Annotated in this window: 17 protein-coding genes; 6 read left to right on the forward strand and 11 right to left on the reverse strand. The window is 73.6% G+C overall.

What is annotated here, in order from left to right; translation table 11 throughout:
• Positions 1-127 precede the first annotated feature (127 nt).
• Together V5O40_RS13355 and V5O40_RS13360 are read right to left on the reverse strand one after the other, a co-directional pair.
• A complete protein-coding gene (locus V5O40_RS13355; protein WP_269737555.1) occupies positions 128-1,126 on the reverse strand; it encodes an aldo/keto reductase family protein in 999 nt (332 codons plus the stop codon).
• Between the two features lie 45 nt (positions 1,127-1,171).
• On the reverse strand, positions 1,172-1,837 hold the full coding sequence (locus V5O40_RS13360; RefSeq protein ID WP_332905724.1) for a TetR/AcrR family transcriptional regulator: 666 nt from the start codon (positions 1,835-1,837) through the stop codon (positions 1,172-1,174).
• 109 nt (positions 1,838-1,946) lie between these two features.
• Here V5O40_RS13360 and V5O40_RS13365 point away from each other — a divergent pair, with 109 nt between their 5' ends.
• The gene (locus V5O40_RS13365; RefSeq protein WP_332905725.1) at positions 1,947-2,459 is read left to right on the forward strand and encodes a quercetin 2,3-dioxygenase; all 513 of its coding nucleotides are present in this window, start codon (positions 1,947-1,949) and stop codon (positions 2,457-2,459) included.
• Between the two features lie 285 nt (positions 2,460-2,744).
• Here the strand turns inward: V5O40_RS13365 and V5O40_RS13370 are convergent, their stop codons facing one another.
• The 4 genes from V5O40_RS13370 to nadA all read right to left on the reverse strand — a co-directional run bounded on the left by V5O40_RS13370 (position 2,745) and on the right by nadA (position 10,911).
• The gene (locus V5O40_RS13370) at positions 2,745-6,977 is read right to left on the reverse strand and encodes a WG repeat-containing protein (protein WP_332905726.1); all 4,233 of its coding nucleotides are present in this window, start codon (positions 6,975-6,977) and stop codon (positions 2,745-2,747) included.
• A gap of 491 nt (positions 6,978-7,468) precedes the next feature.
• Positions 7,469-8,074, reverse strand: coding sequence for a DUF3043 domain-containing protein (locus V5O40_RS13375; protein ID WP_332905727.1), 606 nt, complete (start codon positions 8,072-8,074; stop codon positions 7,469-7,471).
• A gap of 79 nt (positions 8,075-8,153) precedes the next feature.
• Positions 8,154-9,509: a UDP-N-acetylglucosamine 1-carboxyvinyltransferase gene (murA, locus tag V5O40_RS13380; RefSeq protein WP_332905774.1), complete on the reverse strand. Its 1,356-nt coding sequence runs from the start codon at positions 9,507-9,509 to the stop codon at positions 8,154-8,156.
• Between the two features lie 226 nt (positions 9,510-9,735).
• A complete protein-coding gene (nadA, locus tag V5O40_RS13385) occupies positions 9,736-10,911 on the reverse strand; it encodes a quinolinate synthase NadA (protein ID WP_332905728.1) in 1,176 nt (391 codons plus the stop codon).
• Between the two features lie 68 nt (positions 10,912-10,979).
• Here nadA and V5O40_RS13390 point away from each other — a divergent pair, with 68 nt between their 5' ends.
• The 3 genes from V5O40_RS13390 to V5O40_RS13400 all read left to right on the forward strand — a co-directional run bounded on the left by V5O40_RS13390 (position 10,980) and on the right by V5O40_RS13400 (position 13,877).
• Positions 10,980-12,119, forward strand: a complete 1,140-nt coding sequence (locus V5O40_RS13390; protein ID WP_332905729.1) for a glycerate kinase family protein — start codon at positions 10,980-10,982, stop codon at positions 12,117-12,119.
• 151 nt (positions 12,120-12,270) lie between these two features.
• Positions 12,271-12,639, forward strand: coding sequence for an iron-sulfur cluster insertion protein ErpA (erpA, locus tag V5O40_RS13395; RefSeq protein WP_093401225.1), 369 nt, complete (start codon positions 12,271-12,273; stop codon positions 12,637-12,639).
• A gap of 260 nt (positions 12,640-12,899) precedes the next feature.
• Entirely contained in the window at positions 12,900-13,877 is a 978-nt protein-coding gene (locus V5O40_RS13400) for a carbohydrate kinase family protein (protein WP_332905730.1), read from the forward strand.
• Positions 13,878-13,955: 78 nt separating this feature from the next.
• On the opposite strand, the gene V5O40_RS13405 is transcribed toward V5O40_RS13400, so the two are convergent.
• Together V5O40_RS13405 and V5O40_RS13410 are read right to left on the reverse strand one after the other, a co-directional pair.
• Entirely contained in the window at positions 13,956-14,192 is a 237-nt protein-coding gene (locus V5O40_RS13405) for a sulfurtransferase TusA family protein (RefSeq protein WP_332905731.1), read from the reverse strand.
• Entirely contained in the window at positions 14,189-15,340 is a 1,152-nt protein-coding gene (locus V5O40_RS13410; protein WP_332905732.1) for a cysteine desulfurase family protein, read from the reverse strand. The genes V5O40_RS13405 and V5O40_RS13410 overlap by 4 nt, the downstream gene beginning before the upstream one ends.
• 193 nt (positions 15,341-15,533) lie before the next feature.
• Between V5O40_RS13410 and ctaC the strand changes: the two genes are divergently transcribed.
• Complete coding sequence (ctaC, locus tag V5O40_RS13415) at positions 15,534-16,505, forward strand: aa3-type cytochrome oxidase subunit II (RefSeq protein WP_332905733.1); 972 nt, start codon at positions 15,534-15,536, stop codon at positions 16,503-16,505.
• 10 nt (positions 16,506-16,515) lie between these two features.
• Complete coding sequence (locus V5O40_RS13420; RefSeq protein WP_269737544.1) at positions 16,516-16,944, forward strand: cytochrome c oxidase subunit 4; 429 nt, start codon at positions 16,516-16,518, stop codon at positions 16,942-16,944.
• A 68-nt stretch (positions 16,945-17,012) separates the two neighbouring features.
• On the opposite strand, the gene V5O40_RS13425 is transcribed toward V5O40_RS13420, so the two are convergent.
• The 3 genes from V5O40_RS13425 to V5O40_RS13435 form a co-directional block, all read right to left on the reverse strand.
• Positions 17,013-17,210, reverse strand: a complete 198-nt coding sequence (locus V5O40_RS13425) for a hypothetical protein (protein ID WP_269737543.1) — start codon at positions 17,208-17,210, stop codon at positions 17,013-17,015.
• A 108-nt stretch (positions 17,211-17,318) separates the two neighbouring features.
• Complete coding sequence (trpD, locus tag V5O40_RS13430) at positions 17,319-18,365, reverse strand: anthranilate phosphoribosyltransferase (protein WP_332905734.1); 1,047 nt, start codon at positions 18,363-18,365, stop codon at positions 17,319-17,321.
• Between the two features lie 84 nt (positions 18,366-18,449).
• Positions 18,450-18,845 (reverse strand): response regulator, encoded by a 396-nt coding sequence (locus tag V5O40_RS13435; protein WP_269737541.1) that lies wholly within the window; start codon positions 18,843-18,845, stop codon positions 18,450-18,452.
• Positions 18,846-18,882 lie beyond the last annotated feature (37 nt).

Below are 18,882 nucleotides of genomic sequence, written 5' to 3' on the forward strand. Positions count from 1 at the left end.
CTGCTCGGCCTGCCGCCGGGGCTGTACGCGACCGGTCTGGACCTGGTCCGCTTCTGGCAGGGCTGAGCCCGACCCAGGGGAGGCGTCCGCCCGGCCGGCGTGTGGTACGCCGGCCGGGCGGGACGGGTCAGGGCCGCTCGGCCGGCGACTCGGTGCGCGCCGGGTCCCGCTCGGTCACCGGCTCGACGATCTCGTCGATCGCCTTGAGCAGGCCGGCGTCGAGCTTGACACCGGCCGCCTTGACGTTGTCGTGCACCTGCTCGGGGCGCGAGGCGCCGATGATGGCCGACGACACGTTGGGGTTCTGCAGCACCCAGGCGATGGCCAGCTGGGGCATGGTCAGCCCGGCCTGGTCGGCCAGCGGCTTGAGCTGCTGCACCCGGGTCAGCACGTCGTCGGTCAGCCACTTGGCGATGAAGCCGGCACCGGACTTCTCGTCGGTGGCCCGGGAACCGGCCGGCGGCGGCTGGCCGGGCAGGTACTTGCCGGAGAGCACCCCCTGGGCCATCGGCGACCAGACGATCTGCCCGAGGCCCAGCTCCTCGCTGGTGGGGATGACCTCGCTCTCGATGACCCGCCAGAGCATCGAGTACTGCGGCTGGCTGGACACCAGCGGGATGCGCAGCTCGCGGGCGAGGCCGTGCGCCTCGCGGATCTGCGACGCCTTCCACTCGGAGACGCCGATGTAGTGCGCCTTGCCGGAGTGCACGACGTCGGCGAAGGCCTCCATCGTCTCCTCCAGCGGGGTGCTGTAGTCGTACCGGTGGGCCTGGTAGAGGTCCACGTAGTCGGTACGCAGCCGACGCAGCGATCCGTTGATCGACTCCATGATGTGCTTCCGGGACAGGCCCCGGTCGTTGCGACCCGGCCCGGTGGGCCAGTACACCTTGGTGAAGATCTCCAGACCCTCGCGTCGCTCCTGCTGGAGCGCCCGGCCGAGGACGTCCTCGGCGCGGGTGCCGGCGTAGACGTCGGCGGTGTCGAAGGTGGTGATGCCGGCGTCGAGGGCGGCTCGCACGCAGGCGAACGCCGCTTCCTCCTCGACCTGCGAACCGTGGGTGATCCAGTTGCCGTACGAGATCTCACTGACCATGAGGCCGGAGCGGCCCAGGTGTCGGAATTCCATGCTCTGACCCTAGCCCGCCCTGGTGGACCCGGCAGGCGACGGTGATCAGTCGGGGTCGGACAGCAGGGCGTGGCGCAGGCTGCGGCCGAGCCAGCGGCGGAAGGTCTCCTCGCGCCACCCGCGTTCCAGCACCAGCGCGCCGTAGTGCGCCGGGTCGTTGTAGAACCACACCTCGTCGATGGCGGTCTCGACGTCGGAACCCTGGCGCAACCGCGCGTCCAGGGCGCCCATCCGCTCGACCACCATCGTCGCGCCGAGCCGGCGGTTGCGCAGCAGCGTCCGCCAGACCTCGGCCACCTCGGGGCTGCCGTCGGCGGCCCGCCGGACGGTCTCGAACACCCGGGTGGTCCGCGCGCCGATCAGGGTGCAGACCCCGGCGTACGCGTCGAGTACCGCACCACCGGTGGTGGCCTCCCACACCGGCCGGTACCAGGGGCGTTGTGCCACCGGCACCGGCTCGTCGTCGCCGGCGAGCGCCTCGTCGAGCACCTGTCGCAGCAGCGCCGCCTTGGAGCCGAACGCGGCGAACACGGTGGGTCGGGCCACCCCGGCCGCGGCTGCCACGTCGGCCAGCGAGGTGGCCGTGTAGCCGCGGGCGACGAAGAGTTCGGTCGCCGCCGCGACCACGGCCTGTCGGGTACGACGGGCGTTCTCCTCGCGGATCCGGGACCGGTACGGCCTGGTCGGTTTTCCGTCCTTGACTTCATCCATGGCGTCGTCATACTAGCAATGTATTCACTAGACTCCCAGCTATCGAATAGCGGCTGACTATCCAATAGCTGACTGTCCAGCGAAGTTCGTCGTCACCGGGGAGGCACCCATGTCCGTCCATCCGTTCGTACGTCGGCCCGACGAGGGGGAGGCGTACTGGTTCCTGGGCAACCTGGTCACCGTCAAGGCCGCCGGCGCGCAGACCGGCGGTCGGCTCACCGCTGCCGAGTTCGTCAACCCGCCCGGTTTCGCCCCGCCACTGCACCGGCACCAGGTCGAGGACGAGATGTTCTACCTGCTGTCCGGCACCGCCACCTTCTACTGCGACGACGCGGTGCTGACCGCCGCACCCGGCGACTTCGTGCTGCTACCGGCGGGCCTGCCGCACACCTTCGTGGTCGGTCCGGACGAGCCGCTGCGGGTGCTGCAACTGACCACCCCCGCCGGCTTCGAGGAGTACGTCGCCGAGGTCGGGGTGCCGGCGGCGGAGCGTCGGCTGCCGGACCCGGCACCGGTCGACCCGGCCGCGCTCGGGCACGCCTCCGCGCGGCACGGGATCGAACTGCTGGGCCCACCACCCGGCCACCAGCCGACGGGCCCGACCCACCGGCCAGTACCGTGACCGCCCCCGGCGCACGTTCGGACGGGTCGAGGCCCGGTAGCGCCGGTGACGGCGCGCGGCGCCGGAGGATCGTCCTCGGCATTCCCGGCTACGAGCGCACTCCCGGCACCGGCGCCGGCACGCACCACCGGTGCGTGCCGGGCCCTCGCACCGGACGCCGCCACCCGTGCCGGGTGGGACCCAAGACCGGGCAGGCCCGGACGCGGCCGGTGGCGCCGGCCTGATCCCGCGCCGGAAGGCGACCGCCGGGTGGCCGTGCGGCGACAGGCGGTCGGGTCGCCGGCCTCAGAGCACCGGGTTGGCGTCGGCGAGCAGTCCGTCGATCTCGGCCACCACCGCGCCCGGGTGGTGGAACATCGGGTCGATCAACGACTCGCCACGCCGGTCCAGGGCACCCCAGTTCCCGGCGCTGTTGGTGGCCAGGAAGGCGACCGGGTGGATCAGCAACGCCGGATGCGCCGGCGCGACGATCACCTGGCCGCTCCGGTCCACCACGCCCTTGCGGCCCGCCAGGTCCACCACGGCCAGCCCCTCCTCGGTGAAGCCGTCGACGTGGTGGCCGTCGGCCAGGGTGGTGTGGAAGCCGTGGTAGCGGGTCGGCACCACGATCCGGCCGGTGCGGTCGACGGCGCCCCAGCCCTCCCGGCGGACCACCGCCACACCCTTGTGGAAGGGCCGCACGTCGGCGAAGCCCGGCGGCACCGCCACCGCGCCGGTGGCGTCGACGGCGTGCCAACCGCTCTCGTCGCGCACCACCCAGGCCAGGCCGTCGGAGAACGGCCGAGCCGCCAGGTAGGTCGGTTCGAGTACCGTCTCGCCGGCCAGGTCGATCAACGACCAGCGGTCGGTCCGCGGTCCGCGTACCCAGGCCAGACCGTCCCGGAACGGCTGCGCCTCCGCGTACCGGGCGGGCACCACCATGTCGCCCTCGGCGTCCGCGTAGCCCCACAGGCCCTGGCCGCCGTCGCGCGCCGGCACCGGAGTGCGGTCGCGCTCCAACACCTCGTCCCAACTGCGCGGGTACGGCCCGAAGCCGCTCTCCTCGGCTCGGCTGGCGACCGCGTCGAGGCCGGTCCGGACCCGGTCCAGCAACTCGGCGTCCTGCTCGCCGCGCAGGTCGAGAGCTCGCTCGAAGTGATGGCAGGCCTCGATCAGCCGGCCCTGGTCGTAGCAGCAGCGGGCGGCGTGCTCGTGCAGCGCGGCGCGGAGCCGGTCGGGTAGCTCGATCGAGTTGGCCTCCGCGAACAGCCGGTCGGCCTCGGCGAATTCGCCCCGCCAGCGCAGGATGTGGGCCAGCCGGGCCTGGGCGAGCGCGGCCCGGCGCAACTCACCGGTCGCCTCGGCGTAGGTCAGCGCCATCCGGCCGTCGGCCAGCGCGTCGTCCAGGTCGTTGAGGACCCGCGAGGCGACCGCGCGCAGGCTCAGCAGCCGGGCGCGGGACCGGTTGTCCAGCGCCGAGGCGAGTTTCTCGGTGAGCCGCTCCCGGACCTCGCGCAGCTCCTCCGGGTCGTCGACGGTCTCCCGCAGAGTCACCGGATCGAGACGCCAGCGGAAGTGGGCCAGCACCTGCTCGGGATCGGCCGGTGGTTCCGGTGCCGGCTCGTCGTCGGTCGCGTCCGCAACGTCCGGATCGTCGGCGGCCGGGAGCCCCGAGTCGGCCGAGGGGTCGGGCATCGCGTCGACCGGGCCGCTGCCATTGCCGACGTCACCCAGGGCGGTGCCGGCAGCACTCTCGGCGGCCTCGCCGGGGCGCCGGGTGTCACCGCCCGCCGCGCCGGTGGGCCCGGTGGGGTACCCGAGCTGAGCCGGGTCGTCCGCCGGCCGGGGGTCACCGGTCGGTGGGGGAGCCGGCGGCGTCGACACCGGCACGGCCGAGACCGGCGCACCGAGGTCGGTTCCGCCGGGAGCCCAGGAGTCCGGCGGTGCCGATACGGGCACGGCCGAGACCGGCGCACCGAGGTCGGGTCCGCCGGGAGCCCAGGAGTCCGGCGGTGCCGACACGGGTGGTGCCGTGGTCGGCGGTGTCCCGGCAGCCGGCGTGGGGACCGGTGGCTGCGAGACGGCGGGCGCCGGGAGCGGCGGCTGCGGCACCGGCGGTGGCGACGCGGGAGGTGCCGAGACCGGGGGCGGCGGGGTCGCCGGTGCCGGTGGTGTGACAGCCGGGCGATCGGGTGCTGGTGGTGCGGACGGTGCCGGGCTCGGAGGGGCCGAGACCGGCGGCGCGGCGGCCGCGACGTCGGGCGGTGCGAGGTCGGGTGGCGCCGGCCGGTCCGGCGCGGCGTAGCCGGGTGGTGCCGACACGGGTTCGGCGAGCGGCTCGGGGCCGGGTGGTGCGGGCGCCCCCCGTGGCGGTGCGGCGGTGGGCGGGGCCTGCGCCGCTGCGGGCGGCTCGGTGGTGGGCCCGAACCAGCTCTGTGGACCATCGGCGGGGGGACGGGCGGGTCCGGGCGCGGAGGGCTGGGGCGCTGGCGGAACGTACCGGGTGGGTTGGCGGGCCGGCGGTGCGGTCGGCATTCCCGGGTCGCTGCCGGCGAGATCGGGTCCTATCTCCGGCGGCGGTCCCACCGGTGCCGGATCGGCGACAGCCCCGGGCATCCGCCCCGACGCCACGGGCACCGACGGGTGGGTGGGTGGTGCGGAGACCGGCCGGTGGGCCGGTGGTGCGGGCACGGGCGGCTGGGTGGGTGGTGCGGAGACCGGTCGGTGGGTGGGTGGTGCGGAGACCGGTCGGTGGGTCGGTGGCGGAGCGACGGGTGGTGCGGCGGCCACCGAGGGTGCCGGTGTCGGTGGTGGCGAGGCGACGACCGGCTGATCGTGCAGGGGAGCGGGACGTACCTGGTGCTCGTGCAACGGCGCGGGACGTACCTCGTGCTGGTGCAGCGGTGCCGGTCGGACGGCGTCCCCCGTCGGTGCCCGGTCGGCAGCGGAGGCGGCCGCCGGCCGTTCCCGGTCCTGGCCGGGAAGGTCGGTCCGGTTGCGGTCGGGGCGGCCGACCGGTGCCCGGTCTGGACCTGGCGGCTTCAGGTCTTCGGCCGGCGCGGCAGGGCGATGGTGTGGCGCGGGGTCGACCCCCGGCTGAAGGTGCTGCGGAGCGGGGGAGACGGGCCGGGCCCGGCCGGCTGCGGGTGAGACGGGGCGGTCCCGCTCCGGGGCGGGAGAGACGGGATGGTCCGGCACCACCGACAGGTGACGGCGGCGGGGATCCTGGTCGGGTGCCCCGGAGACCGGCCGCTCGGGGTCGGGCAGCGCGGCGGCCGGCCGGTCGACGAACCGCTCCGGTTCGGGACCGTCCGGCCGCCGGTCGGCATCCCGTTCCTGCGGAGTCGGCCGCTGGTACTCGCGATGGTCCCGACCGCTGCTCGGCCGCAAGGGTCCGGGCGCCGGCCAGGGCAGGTCGCCGCGCGGCGGAGCGCCGTGCTCCTGCGGATCCGACGTCGACGGCTGCGGGCCACCCCACCGGCGGTTGCGGTCCGGGCGGACCCACTCGTCGGACGCGGTGCGGACCGGTTCGTCGTCGACATAGCCGTCCGGGTACGGCGCGGCGTCCGGGTCGCCGCCGCCGACGAAGTCTCCGCGGTAACCGTCGACCACCGGGCCGTCGGCGCGGGCCGGCTGCCCGGGGTGGTGACTCCACTGGTAGCGGGGACGCTGGGAGCCGTCCCCGGGTGGCCGGCGGTCGAGGCCGTCGGCCGGGCGGTGTGCGGCGGCGGGCCGACGCTCCTCGTCCGTCTCCGCCACCCAGCCGGGCTCCGGGCGGGCGGCCGGCGACACCGGTGCCCCGCGCCGGTACTCGTCGCGGCCGGTCGGCTCGGCGCGACGGCGCGGCCGATCCGGGTACGACTCGGGCTCGCGCTGGCCCCGTCGCTCCGGTTCGGGTCGTGGGTACCGGTCGTCGCGCCGATCGGGGTCACGTCGGTCGGGCTCCCGGCCGGCGTACCGCTGCGGGTCCCGTCGCGCGTACCGGTCGGGGTCGCGCTGGTCGCGGGCGCGGTCCGGGTCGCGTCGGTCGGACTCGCGCGGGTCCCGGCGATCCACGTACCGGTCCGGGTCGCGTCGGTCGCGCCGCGGCGGCGCGCCGGCGCCCGAGGCCTGCGGCCCGAAGTCCGACCAGACGACCCCGTCACGGCCTCGGGGAGCATCGTCGTACGAACGCCGCCCCTCGGGCCGGGCCCGCTCCGTCCGGGAGCCGGGTGGCACCGACCGGTCGTACGGTTGGGCTCCGTTCGGGCTCCCGGCGGGTCGACGGTCAGGGACTTCGTGCCGGCCCGGCCAGCCGTCCGGCTCGTCGTCCCAGGACCGGCCGACGTAGGTGCCGTCGGGCCGGGTCGGCGCGAGCGGCGGCACCTCGGCGCGTCCGACGGCGCTCGCCCGACCTCGTGGGGGCGGTGGCTGGTGCTCGACCCCGATGTCACCCGGGTAACGCTGGCCGGGGAACTGCGGCTGCCATTCGCTCGTCGGCTCGACGACCCAGGACGGCTCGGCGGGATCGTGCCACCGGTCGGCGTAGCCGCGACTCATCCGTCGGACCTGTCGCTGCGATCGGGACGCCGCCGGCAGGCGGCGCACGTCTGGCCGACGGAGGAACCGACGGCCTGACGCCGCCGGTCGGTCGGGACACCCGGCGCGGGAGCCCGTCCGACGCAACCGCGACGACCGGGCCGTGCACCACGGCCCGTGCCGGAGCCCAGGGCCGGCGCCCGCCCGCTCACGGTCGCGCCCCGGTGGTCGGCTCGCGTCCGCTCGCTCACGGCGATGTCACCTCGTCGGAAATGGTCGCGCTGGGCACCCCCGGAGGCCGACAAAATCGCTTGTCCGGGCACCGGATGGCTGCGCATGGAGGGTAACGGCGCGGGCTCGGTCACCGCCACTGCGGCACCCTCGTCAACCCAAACGTTATCCTATTGATCCGGACATTTATCCCTATGCCGGTATCGGACTCCCGACGCTGCCACACCCACCGTCAGCCGCTCGTCGCCCGGCCCGGTGTGCGGCGCGGACCGGACCCGCGGTCAGACCCGGTCGCCGATGGCGACCCGTGGCTCCGGCGTACGCAGCTTGCGGAAGGTGATCGCGCGCATGATCGCGTAGAGGTACAGCGACCCCATCCGCTGGGTGGACTTCGGGAACCGCTCGCGGACCAGCTTCTTGATCTTGCGCGAGATGAGCACCGAGTCGACCACCACACCCAGCGCCAGCGCACCCCAGAGCAGGTTGGAGGCCAACCGGATCACCGGCGGCATCGCCTGGTTCGAGCCGATCAGCACCACCAGCGCGCCACCGAAGAACCAGGTGCCGACGGTGCGCCGGGAGTCGACCACGTTGCGGGCCAGCAGCCGCTCCGGCCCCCGGTCGCGGGGGCCGCCCTCCCGCCGGAACTCCGCTGCCGCCTCGGCTCGACGCTGCCGGCGTACCACCTTCGCCTCGTCCTTGCTCAGCGGCTTCGTCGCCCCGGCGGGTCGACGCCCGGTCACGGGCCGCTTGGGCGTCTCCCGGCCCTTGGCCGGGGTGTAGGCACGGGACCGAGCCGCCTCGGCCGCCTCCTCCTGCGCCGGGGTCAGCGGCTCGGTGGCGGGATCGGCGAGGTCGGCGGACTTGCGACGAAACAGCGACGGCACGCGGCAAGGGTAGCCAACGCCGCGCGCCCGCCGCACATCGCGGTGCGGCGAACGCGCGGTGGGTGGCGCCTCGGGCCGGCTACGGTCGTTCCACGTGCGCGCCGAGGTCGGCGAGCTTGGCCTCGAAGTCCTCGTAACCCCGGTTGATCAGGTCGACGCCGTAGACCCGGGAGGTGCCCTCGGCGGCCAGCGCGGCGATCAGGTGGCTGAAGCCCGCCCGCAGGTCGGGAATGACCAGGTCGGCGGCGTGCAACTTGCTCGGGCCGGCGATCACCGCGGAGTGCTTGAAGTTGCGTCGGCCGAAGCGGCACGGGGTGCCGCCCAGGCAGTCCCGGTAGACCTGGATGTTCGCGCCCATCGAGTTCAGCGCCTCGGTGTAGCCGAGTCGCTGCTCGTAGACCGTCTCGTGGACGATGGACAGCCCGCGCGCCTGGGTCAGGGCGACCACCAGCGGTTGCTGCCAGTCGGTCATGAAGCCCGGGTGCACGTCGGTCTCCAGCGCGGTGGCCTGGAGTTCGCCGCCCGGGTGCCAGAAGCGGATGCCGCCCTCCTGCCCCGGCTGTCCCAGCCGAGGGGGACGGGTGTCGGTCACCTCGTACTCGCCGCCGACCGAGCGGAAGACGTTCAGGAAGGTCATCATGTCGGCCTGTTCGGCGCCGAGCACCTCGACGTGACCCCGGGTGGCAAGCGCCGCCGCCGCCCAGCTCGCCGCCTCGATCCGGTCCGGGATCGGCCGGTGGGTGTAGCCGTGCAGCTTCGGTACGCCCTGGATCTCGATCACCCGGTCGGTGTGCACCTTGATGATCGCGCCCATCTTCTGCAGGACACAGATCAGGTCGACGATCTCCGGCTCCACCGCCGCGTTGCGCAGCTCGGTGACGCCCTCGGCCATCACCGCGGTCAGCAGCACCTGCTCGGTCGCGCCCACACTCGGGTAGGGCAGCGCGAACTTGGTGCCGTGCAGCCCGTTCGGCGCGGACAGGTGCAGCCCTTCGGGGGTCTTCTCGACGGTCGCACCGAACTCCCGCAGCGCCTGCAGGTGGAAGTCGATCGGCCGGGGCCCGATGTGGCAGCCGCCCAGGTCCGGAATGAAGGCGTGCCCGAGGCGGTGCAGCAGCGGCCCGCAGAACAGGATCGGGATCCGGCTGGAGCCGGCGTGCACGTTGATCTGGTCGGTGCTGGCGCTCTCCACGTTGGCCGGGTCGAAGACCAGCTCGCCATCCTCGTCGCCGTCGGTGACCTTGACACCGTGCAGCCCGAGCAGACCCCGGACGACCTCGACATCGCGGATCTTCGGTACGTCGAACAGCCGGCTCGGGCTGTCGCCGAGCAGGGCGGCGACCATCGCCTTGGAGACCAGGTTCTTCGCGCCGCGCACGCAGATCCGCCCTTGCAGCGGCGTGCCTCCGTGTACGACCAGGATGTCGTCGGTCAACGCAACCTCCAGCGCGTGCGTGCTGCCGTTTCGATGGATGGACACCACCGGTTCGCTACCCGGGGCGCGACCGCGCGCAAACGCCCGCGCCCGCATGTGTCGTCGCCCGGCAGCATAGCCCTCCGTGATGAGAATGGATCCGGTCACACCGCCTCGGAGGGCATTTATCGGTGATCCGGCACTTTCGCGTACACCGGGTGTTACTGAGAGTGATGCCCGGTCGAGATCAGGCGCCAGGCAGCGCGAGCATCTGGTCCAGCGCCACCCGCGCGTGGTGCGCGGTGTCGGCGTCAACCGTGATCCGGTTGACCACCCGCCCGGCGACCAGTTCCTCAAGCGCCCAGACCAGGTGCGGCAGGTCGATGCGGTTCATCGTCGAGCAGTAGCAGACCGCCCGGTCCAGGAACATGATCTGCTTGTCGGGGTGGGCCAGCGCCAGCCGGCGGACCAGGTTCAGCTCGGTCCCCACGGCCCAGGCGGAGCCGGCCGGGGCGGCCTCGATGGTCCTGATGATGTACTCCGTCGACCCGACCAGGTCGGCCGCCCGCACCACCTCGTGCCGGCACTCGGGGTGCACCAGCACGGTCACCCCGGGCACCCGCTGCCGGACGTCGTTGACGCTGTCGAGGGTGAACCGGCCGTGCACCGAGCAGTGCCCGCGCCAGAGGATCATCTTCGCCTCGCGCAGCTGCTCGGCGGTGAGCCCGCCGCCCGGCTTGTGCGGGTCGTACAGGACACAGTCGTCGAGGGAGAAGCCCATCTCCAGCACGGCGGTGTTGCGGCCCAGGTGCTGGTCGGGCAGGAAGAGCACCTTCTCGCCCTGCTGGTACGCCCACTCCAGGGCCCGCTTCGCGTTCGACGAGGTGCAGACCACGCCACCGTTGCGCCCGACGAAGCCCTTGATGTCCGCCGAGGAGTTCATGTAGGTGACCGGGACGGTGCGCTCCGCCAGGCCCAGCTCGGTGAGCACGTCCCAGGCGTTCTCGACCTGTGGCAGCGCGGCCATGTCCGCCATCGAGCAGCCGGCGGCCAGGTCGGGCAGTACGACCTGCTGCGCGTCCGAGGTGAGGATGTCCGCGCTCTCGGCCATGAAGTGCACGCCGCAGAAGACGATGAACTCGGCCTGCGGCCGGGCCGCGGCCTCGCGGGCCAGCTTGAACGAGTCGCCGGTCACGTCGGCGAACTGGATCACCTCGTCGCGCTGGTAGTGGTGGCCCAGCACGAAGACCCGGTCACCGAGGGCGGCCTTGGCCGCCGTCGCGCGGGCCACCAGGTCGGGATCGCTCGGTGCCGGCAGGTCACCCGGACACTCCACGCCACGTTCGGTGGCGGGGTCGCTGCCGCGGCCGAGGAGCAGCAGCGCAGTGGCGGTGTTGGAGGGCTCAACCCAGGTCGACGTCACGCCCTCCATGGTCCCACAGCGCGACCGCCCTGCCGCCCGTGCCGGTGTGGGCTGCCACACTGCCAGGCATGCGCGTACTGCTCTGCCCGGACAAGTTCGCCGGTACGCTCCCGGCCCCGCAGGTCGCCGCCGCCGTGGCGGAGGGCTGGCGGGAGGTGGCACCCGGCGACGACCTGCTGGTCAGGCCGTTGGCCGACGGAGGGCCGGGCTTCCTCGACGTGCTCGCCGAGGCGCTGCCCGGCCAGCGGGTGCCGGTGCCGACGACAGATCCACTGGGCCGCCCGGTCACCGGTGAGATGCTGCTCACCGACGGGGGCGCGGTCGCCTGGCTGGAGAGCGCGCAGGCCTGCGGGCTGCACCTGCTCTCCGCCGCCGAGCGCGACCCGCTGGCCACCACGTCGTACGGCCTGGGTCTGCTGATCGCCGCCGCGGTCGAGGCCGGCGCGCGCACGGTGGTGGTCGGGCTCGGTGGCTCGGCGACGAACGACGGTGGCGCGGGAATGTTCGCCGCCCTGGGCGCGGTGGCGCTGGACGGCACCGGCGCGGCCCTGCCGTACGGCGGTGCGGCGCTGGCCGCGGCGGCGAAACTCGACGGGACGCCCCGGTTGCGGGACGCCCGGCTGATCGCGGCGACCGACGTCGACAACCCGCTGCTCGGGCTGCACGGCGCGAGCAACGTCTTCGGCCCGCAGAAGGGCGCCGACCGGGCCGACGTGCTGCTGCTCGATGCCGCGCTCGGACGCTGGGCCGAGGTGCTGGAGCGGGACCTGCCCGGCTGTCCCAGTGGGTTGGGCGCACTGCCCGGTGGCGGCGCCGCCGGCGGTGTCGGTGCCGGGCTGCTCGCCCTGGGCGGGCGGTGCGAGTCCGGCATCGGGCTGGTCAGCCGGGCCGTCGAACTGGACACCGTGCTCGACGAGGTCGATCTGGTGGTCACCGGGGAGGGCCGATTCGACCACCAGTCGCTGCGCGGCAAGGTGGTGGCCGGAGTGGCCGGGGCCGCGCGTGACCGGGGCGTACCCTGTGTCGTGCTCGCCGGGCAGGTCAGCACCGGGCGGCGGGAGGCGGCGTCGGTCGGGGTGACCGACACGTACAGCCTGGTGGAGCACTTCGGCGGTGAGGAGCGCGGCGGGTTGGCCGCCGCGCTGGAGCGCCCGGCGCAGGGGCTGCGTGAACTCGGCGCCCGGCTGGCCCGGCAGTGGAGCCGCTGACCCGGTTCGCGCCGAGTGCCTGGTCACGCCGCCGGGTGCCGCGGCCACCGGCGGCCTACAATCAGAAACTGGACCACTGTGGGAATCGCTGACCGGCGGCTGACGTTGGCCAGGGGAGGACCACACCGACGCGCCGCAGGGAGAATTCCACGTGACCACGCCAGCGCAGACCGAGTCGACCGAGGCCAAGGCCCCCACGTCCGTCGTCCTCACCGACGTCGCGGCGCAGAAGGTCAAGGCCCTGATCGAGCAGGAGGGCCGCGACGACCTGCGGCTCCGGGTCGCCGTGCAGCCGGGCGGCTGCTCCGGCCTGCGGTACCAGCTCTTCTTCGACGAGCGTTCGCTCGACGGTGACATCGTCACCGACTACGACGGTGTCGAGGTCGTCGTCGACCGGATGAGCGCCCCCTACCTGGCCGGCGCCACGATCGACTTCGCCGACCGGATCGACGCCCAGGGCTTCACGATCGACAACCCCAACGCGGGCAACTCCTGCGCCTGCGGAGACTCCTTCAGCTGAGCCCCGGTTCTGCACGCGGACGGCGGGACGGCCCAACGGCCCTCCCGCCGTCCGCGTCTCTGCTTCCGGACGCCGCGCCCAACGGCGTCGACCAAGAAGTTCTGGTCGCGACACGCTCGGCGGCACGGCCAGAACTTCTTGATCATCCGTGCGGGGCTTGGGGTCGGTGGGTGGGGCGGGCGGGATGGCGTCGGGTGGTCGCTCGGGGATCGCGGTGCCGGTAGGCTGACCGGGCTCTGCCGCCGAATCCGAGGGTTGCCATGAAGATCGCCGTGACCGGCTCGATCGCCACCGACCACCTGATGAGCTTCCCCGGTCGGTTCGCCGACCAGCTCATCGCCGACCAGCTGCACAAGGTCTCGCTCTCCTTCCTGGTGGACGATCTGGTGCTGCGCCGGGGCGGGGTGGCGGCCAACATCGCGTTCGGCATGGGCCAGCTCGGTCTCCAACCGGTGCTGCTCGGCGCCGTCGGCGCCGACTTCGCCGACTACCGCTCCTGGTTGGAGCGGCACGGCGTGGACTGCGACTCGGTGCACGTCAGCGAGATCGCGCACACCGCCCGCTTCGTGTGCACCACCGACACCGACATGTGCCAGATCGCCTCGTTCTACGCCGGGGCGATGAGCGAGGCTCGCAACATCGAGCTGCACCCGGTCGCCCGGCGTCTCGGCGGGCTGGACCTGGTGCTGGTCGGCGCGAACGACCCGGAGGCGATGCTGCGCCACTCCGCCGAGTGCCGTGAGCGTGGCTACCCGTTCGCCGCCGACCCGTCGCAGCAGCTCGCCCGGATGCCCGGCGAGGACGTGGTGGCCCTGATCGACGGTGCCGACTACCTGATGACCAACGACTACGAGAAGTCGCTGCTGCAGAGCAAGGCCGGACTCTCCGACGCGCAGCTGCTGGACCGGGTGAAGATCCGGGTCACCACGCTGGGCAAGCACGGGGTGGAGATCGCTGGGCGGGAGATCGAGACGATTCACGTGCCGATCGCCCGGGAGACCCAGGCGGTCGATCCGACCGGCGTCGGCGACGGCTTCCGCGCCGGCTTCTTCACCGCGCTGTCCTGGGGGGTCGGGCTGGAGCGGGCCGCGCAGGTCGGCTCGTTGCTCGCCACGCTGGTGCTGGAAACCGTCGGCACCCAGGAGTACCAGGTGCGCCGTGACGCCTTCGTCAAGCGCCTCGCCGAGTCCTACGGCGACCACGCCGCCGACGAGATCCGCCCGCACCTGCTCCGCTGACCGGCCCAGCGGCCGTGACCCGGCTGCGCGGTCAGCTCGACAGCGGCCACATACCCGTCCCACTGCCGTGCCGGTCGGTCAGTGGGCGCGGCGCACGTCGTAGCCGGGCCCGGGGGCGTCGCCCAGGAACTCCTGCTGGCGCATGCGGCACCAGGCCGGGATGTCGACAGCGGCGGCCGGATCGTCGGCGAGCACCCGGACCACCGCGCCCACCGGCAGCTCCGGCAGCCGGCGGGCCAGGGCGATCACCGGCAGCGGGCAGCGCTGGCCGAGGCAGTCGAGCACCTCGTCGAGCTGGTCGTCGGGGTTGGTCACAGCCCCACCACCCCCGCCTGTTCCCGCAGGTCGGCGACGATGCCGGGCAGCTCGGTGAGGAAACGCTCCACGTCGGCCTCGGTGCTGCCCGGGTGCAGCGACACCCGGACGTTGCCGTGCGAGAGCACCCCCATCGCCTCCAGCACGTGCGACGGGCGCAGGGTGGACGAGGTGCAGGACGAGCCCGAGGAGACGGCAAAACCCCGCCGGTCCAGCGCGTGCAGCAGCGCCTCCCCGTCGACGTACAGGCAGGAGAAGGTGACCAGGTGCGGTAGCCGGCGCTCGGGATCGCCGACCACCTCCACGTCCGGCACCTCGGCCGCCACCCGGGCCCGGATCCGGTCCACCAGCGCGGACAGCCGCGCCGCCTGGGCCGCCGCGTCGGCCGCCACCGCGCGCAGACTCGCCGCCGCCGCGACCACCGCCGGCAGGTTGAGCGTGCCTGGCGTACGTCCCGACTCCCGCTCGTCGGTCGGCCAGGGCGACTCCCAGCGGGTGCCCTTGCGCACCACGAGCAGTCCCACGCCGGGCGGACCGCCCCACTTGCGGGCACTCGCGGTCAACACCGACCAGCCGGGTGGCACCGGCACCCGGCCCACCACCTGGGCGGCGTCGACGTAGAGCGGCACGCCGACCCGGGCGCAGGCCGCGGCGGCGGCCTCGACCGGCTGCACCGTGCCCACCTCGTGACTGGCCGCGATCAGCGCGGCCGACGCCACCTGCGCCCCGGCGACCGCCGTCGACCAGGCGTCCAGGTCCAGCCGGCCGAGGCGGTCGACCGGCACCTCGACGGCCGTGCCGCCGTCGGCGACGTGCTGTTCGGCGGCGTGCAGCACGGCCGAGTGTTCGATCGCCGAGTGCACCAGCACCCGGCCGGCCCGCCGGCGTCCACGCAGGCCACCGAGCACGGCGGCGTGCGCGGCGGCGGTGCCGCTGGCGGTGAAGGACAGCTCGTCGGGGCGTACGCCGAGGGTCTCGGCCGTGGCCTCGCGCGCGGCGTCGAGCAACTGACGCGCGCGCCGGGCCGGCGAGTAGAGCCGGTCCGGGTCGGCCCAGCCGTCGTCGAGCGCGGCCAGCAGCGCCTGGCGGGCGACCGGATGCAGCGGCGCGGCGGTGGCCGCGTCCAGGTAGACGGGGGAGGCAGTCACGTCTGCCCACGCTATCGCCCCGGTCGGCACCCGATCCCCCGTCGGGTGCGGACAACGACCCCAACCGGGTCCAGCCCGTCATGGTCGAGTAATCTGCGACCGTCGGTGACGCCTTTGCCGCCGGTGCGGCGGCTCCGCTCGGCGGAGCCGGCCGAAACGAGGACACCGCGGCGCGCTAGGGAGGCAGGACCAGGTGGTCGCAAGGAGTTCGGAGGTACGGCCGACGGCCGTACGGCACAGCGCATCCTCGCGAGCCGGTGGGCGGCGGGGGCGGCGTGCCGGGCGTCTCGCCGGGCTCGGATTCAGTGGGGCGGCGCTGCTGGTCCTGCTCACGGGCTGTGACGTCGGAGCGGCGTTCGGCGGCTTCGGCTGGCCGCAGGGCGGCATCACTCCCGAGGCCCGGCGGATGTACGACCTGTGGATCGCCTCGTGCATCGCGGCGCTCGCGGTCGGCTTCCTCGTCTGGGGCCTGATCTTCTGGTGCATCGTGCGCTACCGCAAGCGCGGCAACGAACTGCCGGTGCAGACCCGCTACAACCTGCCGATGGAGTTCCTCTACACCATCGCGCCGGTGCTGATCGTCTCGGTGCTCTTCTACTACACCGCGGTGGTGCAGACCGACGTGGTGAAGACCACCAACAACCCCGACGTGACCGTCGAGGTGGTGGCCTTCAAGTGGAACTGGCAGTTCAACTACCGCGACGGCCAGGGCGTCGACGCCGAGACCACCGCGTCGGTGCTCGGCACCAGCGAGGTCATCCCGATCCTGGTGCTGCCAACCGACCGGTCCATCCGGTTCGAGGAGACCAGCCGCGACGTCATCCACTCCTTCTGGGTGCCGGAGATGCTGTTCAAGCGGGACGTCTTCCCCGGCAGCATCCGTAACGTGTTCCAGGTCTCGGAGTTGCAGACCGAGGGGGCCTACGTGGGGCGCTGCGCCGAGCTGTGCGGCAGCTACCACGCCTTCATGAACTTCGAGCTGCGGGTCGTCTCGCCGGAGAACTTCGACCGCTTCCTCGCCGCGAAGCAGGGCGGCGCCTCGACCCAGGAGGCGTTGACCTCCATCGGCGAGGAGCCGTACGCGATCACCACGAGGCCGTTCGAGACGCGGCGTGACGAGAGCAACTTCAACCCGGACACCGCTCCGGCCGGCACGGGAAGCTGAGGCAACCGGCATGAAGACCGAGTGGCGTATCTTCCTGATCATCGCCGGGTTCCTGCTCTTCGCGACCGTCCTCTACGGCGGCTGGACGTGGGCCGACTCGGACGGTCGGGTCGAGTGGATCGGCACCGTGGCCCTGCTGCTGTCGTTCCTGCTCTGCGCGATGTGCGGCGGCTTCTTCTGGTTCGTCTCCCGCCGCATCGACCTGCGCCCGGAGGACCGGCCGGACGCCGAGATCGCCGACGGCGCGGGTGAGATCGGCTTCTTCAGCCCGGGCAGCTACTGGCCGTTCGGGCTGGCCCTGGCCGCCGCGATCGCCGGCCTGGGCCTGGTGTTCTGGCAGTTCTGGCTGCTCGGCCTCGGTGCGGTGGCCGTGATCCTGGCCGCCTGCGGCCTGCTGTTCGAGTACTACAGCGGCACTCGGCGTACCGCCGAGCACTGAGCCTCGCAACGCGACAGGGCCCGCCCCCACCGGGGCGGGCCCTGTCGTCGTCGGGTGGGCGGGTTGGTTCAGGCGGCGCGGTGGTGGACGGCCGCACGGCGGCGGGTCGACCGGCGCGGTGCCGTGCTGACGAACATCATGATCGCCGCACCGCAGCCGGCGCAGGCCCGTTCGGGGCAGTCGGCGCCGTGGCCGTCGACACAGGGCGGTGCCTCGAACGGCTGGATGCTGCCGCAGATGTCGCAGTGAAGCTCGCGCTCCGACACGGACCTCTCCTTTCGCTCGGGGCGGCCGATCGTCGGACATCGCCGGAACTACTCGGTTGTAGTTTCCCACGCCCCTCCGACGTGCCGCGCCGCGCGGCACGGGCGAGGTCAGGCGGTGCGGGCGACCTCGATCCAGCGGTCGAGGGTGCGGGCGGCCGCGCCGGAGTCGATCGACTCGGCGGCCCGGCCCAGACCGGCGCGGAGCGCCTCGGTCAGGTCGCCGTCCAGCGGACCCTGGGTGGCCAGCGCCGCCGCCGCGTTGACCAGGACGGCGTCGCGCACCGGCCCCGGCTCGCCGGCGAGCAGGCGTCGGGCCACGTCGGCGTTGTGGGCCGCGTCGCCGCCGCGTAGTTCGGCGATGGTGGCCCGGGGTACGCCGAGGTCGACCGCGTCCACCACGGTCTCCCTGACGGCCCCGTTCTGGGCGATCCAGAACCGGGTCGCGGCGGCGGTGGTGAACTCGTCCAGTCCGTCCTCGCCGCGCATCACCAGCACCGAGTCGCCCCGGGCCGCGAAGACGGCCGCCATCACCGGCGCCATCGTCGCGTCGAAGCAGCCGACGGCTCCGGAGCGGGGACGGCCGGGATTGGTCAGCGGGCCGAGGAAGTTGAACGCGGTCGGCACCCCCAGCTCGCGGCGGACCGGACCGGCGTGGCGCATGCCGGGGTGGAACCGGGCGGCGAAGCAGAAGCCGATGCCGGCCTCGGCGACGCACCGGGCCACCTGCTCGGGCCCGAGATCAAGGGGGATGCCGAGGAACTCCAGCAGATCGGCGGTGCCGCAGGAGGACGAGGCGGCCCGGTTGCCGTGCTTGACCACGCGTACGCCGGCCCCGGCCACGACCAGCGCCGTCATCGTGGAGATGTTCACCGTGTGGGCGAGGTCGCCACCGGTGCCGACCACGTCGAGCGCCTCGGCGCGTACCTCCTCGGGCAGCTCGACCGGGACGGCCCGGCTCAGCATCGCCTCGACCAGCCCGGTCACCTCGGCCGGGGTCTCGCCCTTGGCCCGCAGCGCGACGGCGAAGCCGGCGATCTGGGCCGGCGCGGCCGATCCGGACATGATCTCGCCCATCGCCCAGGCGGTGTCGGCGGCGGACAGTTCCTCGCCGCGCAGCAACGCGGTGAGCAGGTGTGGCCAGGTCCGATCGCCCATGGCGGGCCTCCCGAGCAGACGGTTACGGGTGGGACGGGACCGGCGCCGGCTCGCCCGGCGCCGTGGCGGTGCCGGAGTGGGACGTCAGGCGGGTGCGCTCGTGCGCAGCAGCTCGGTCACCGTGGCGGCGGTGGTGACCGGGTCGAGCGGGTGCACCAGGGTGGCGTCGACCTCGGCGAAGGACGCCAGCCAGCGGTCGGCGGCGCGGGCGATCACCACGCAGGTCGGCGGGGCGTCGTCGCGGTCGTCCTTGATCTGCCGGGCGATGCCGATGCCGCCGCCGGGGGTGGCCTCACCGTCGAGCAGCATCAGGTCGATCTCGTAGTCGTCGACCAGTCGGATGCACTCGGCGTAGCTGGACGCCTCGACGAACTCGACTCGCAGGTCGGCCGCGGGTCGGGTGCCGACGGCGAGCCGCATCCGGTCCCGTACCTGCGGGTCGTCGCTGTAGAGCAGGACGGTGCACAGACGGTCACTCATGCCGACACTCCGCTTCGCCTCGTGCCGTCCTGAGGTG

The sequence above is a fragment of the Micromonospora palythoicola genome, from assembly GCF_036689795.1.
Lineage (GTDB): Bacteria > Actinomycetota > Actinomycetes > Mycobacteriales > Micromonosporaceae > Micromonospora > Micromonospora palythoicola.

Excerpts from the sequence above, each read along its gene's own strand:
- V5O40_RS13355 (WP_269737555.1), bottom strand. The coding sequence starts at position 1,126 with ATGGAATTCCGACACCTGGGCCGCTCCGGCCTCATGGTCAGTGAGATC.
- V5O40_RS13360 (WP_332905724.1), bottom strand. The coding sequence starts at position 1,837 with ATGGATGAAGTCAAGGACGGAAAACCGACCAGGCCGTACCGGTCCCGG.
- V5O40_RS13365 (WP_332905725.1), top strand. The coding sequence starts at position 1,947 with ATGTCCGTCCATCCGTTCGTACGTCGGCCCGACGAGGGGGAGGCGTAC.
- V5O40_RS13370 (WP_332905726.1), bottom strand. The coding sequence starts at position 6,977 with ATGAGTCGCGGCTACGCCGACCGGTGGCACGATCCCGCCGAGCCGTCC.
- V5O40_RS13390 (WP_332905729.1), top strand. The coding sequence starts at position 10,980 with ATGCGCGTACTGCTCTGCCCGGACAAGTTCGCCGGTACGCTCCCGGCC.
- V5O40_RS13400 (WP_332905730.1), top strand. The coding sequence starts at position 12,900 with ATGAAGATCGCCGTGACCGGCTCGATCGCCACCGACCACCTGATGAGC.
- V5O40_RS13420 (WP_269737544.1), top strand. The coding sequence starts at position 16,516 with ATGAAGACCGAGTGGCGTATCTTCCTGATCATCGCCGGGTTCCTGCTC.
- trpD (WP_332905734.1), bottom strand. The coding sequence starts at position 18,365 with ATGGGCGATCGGACCTGGCCACACCTGCTCACCGCGTTGCTGCGCGGC.
- V5O40_RS13435 (WP_269737541.1), bottom strand. The coding sequence starts at position 18,845 with ATGAGTGACCGTCTGTGCACCGTCCTGCTCTACAGCGACGACCCGCAG.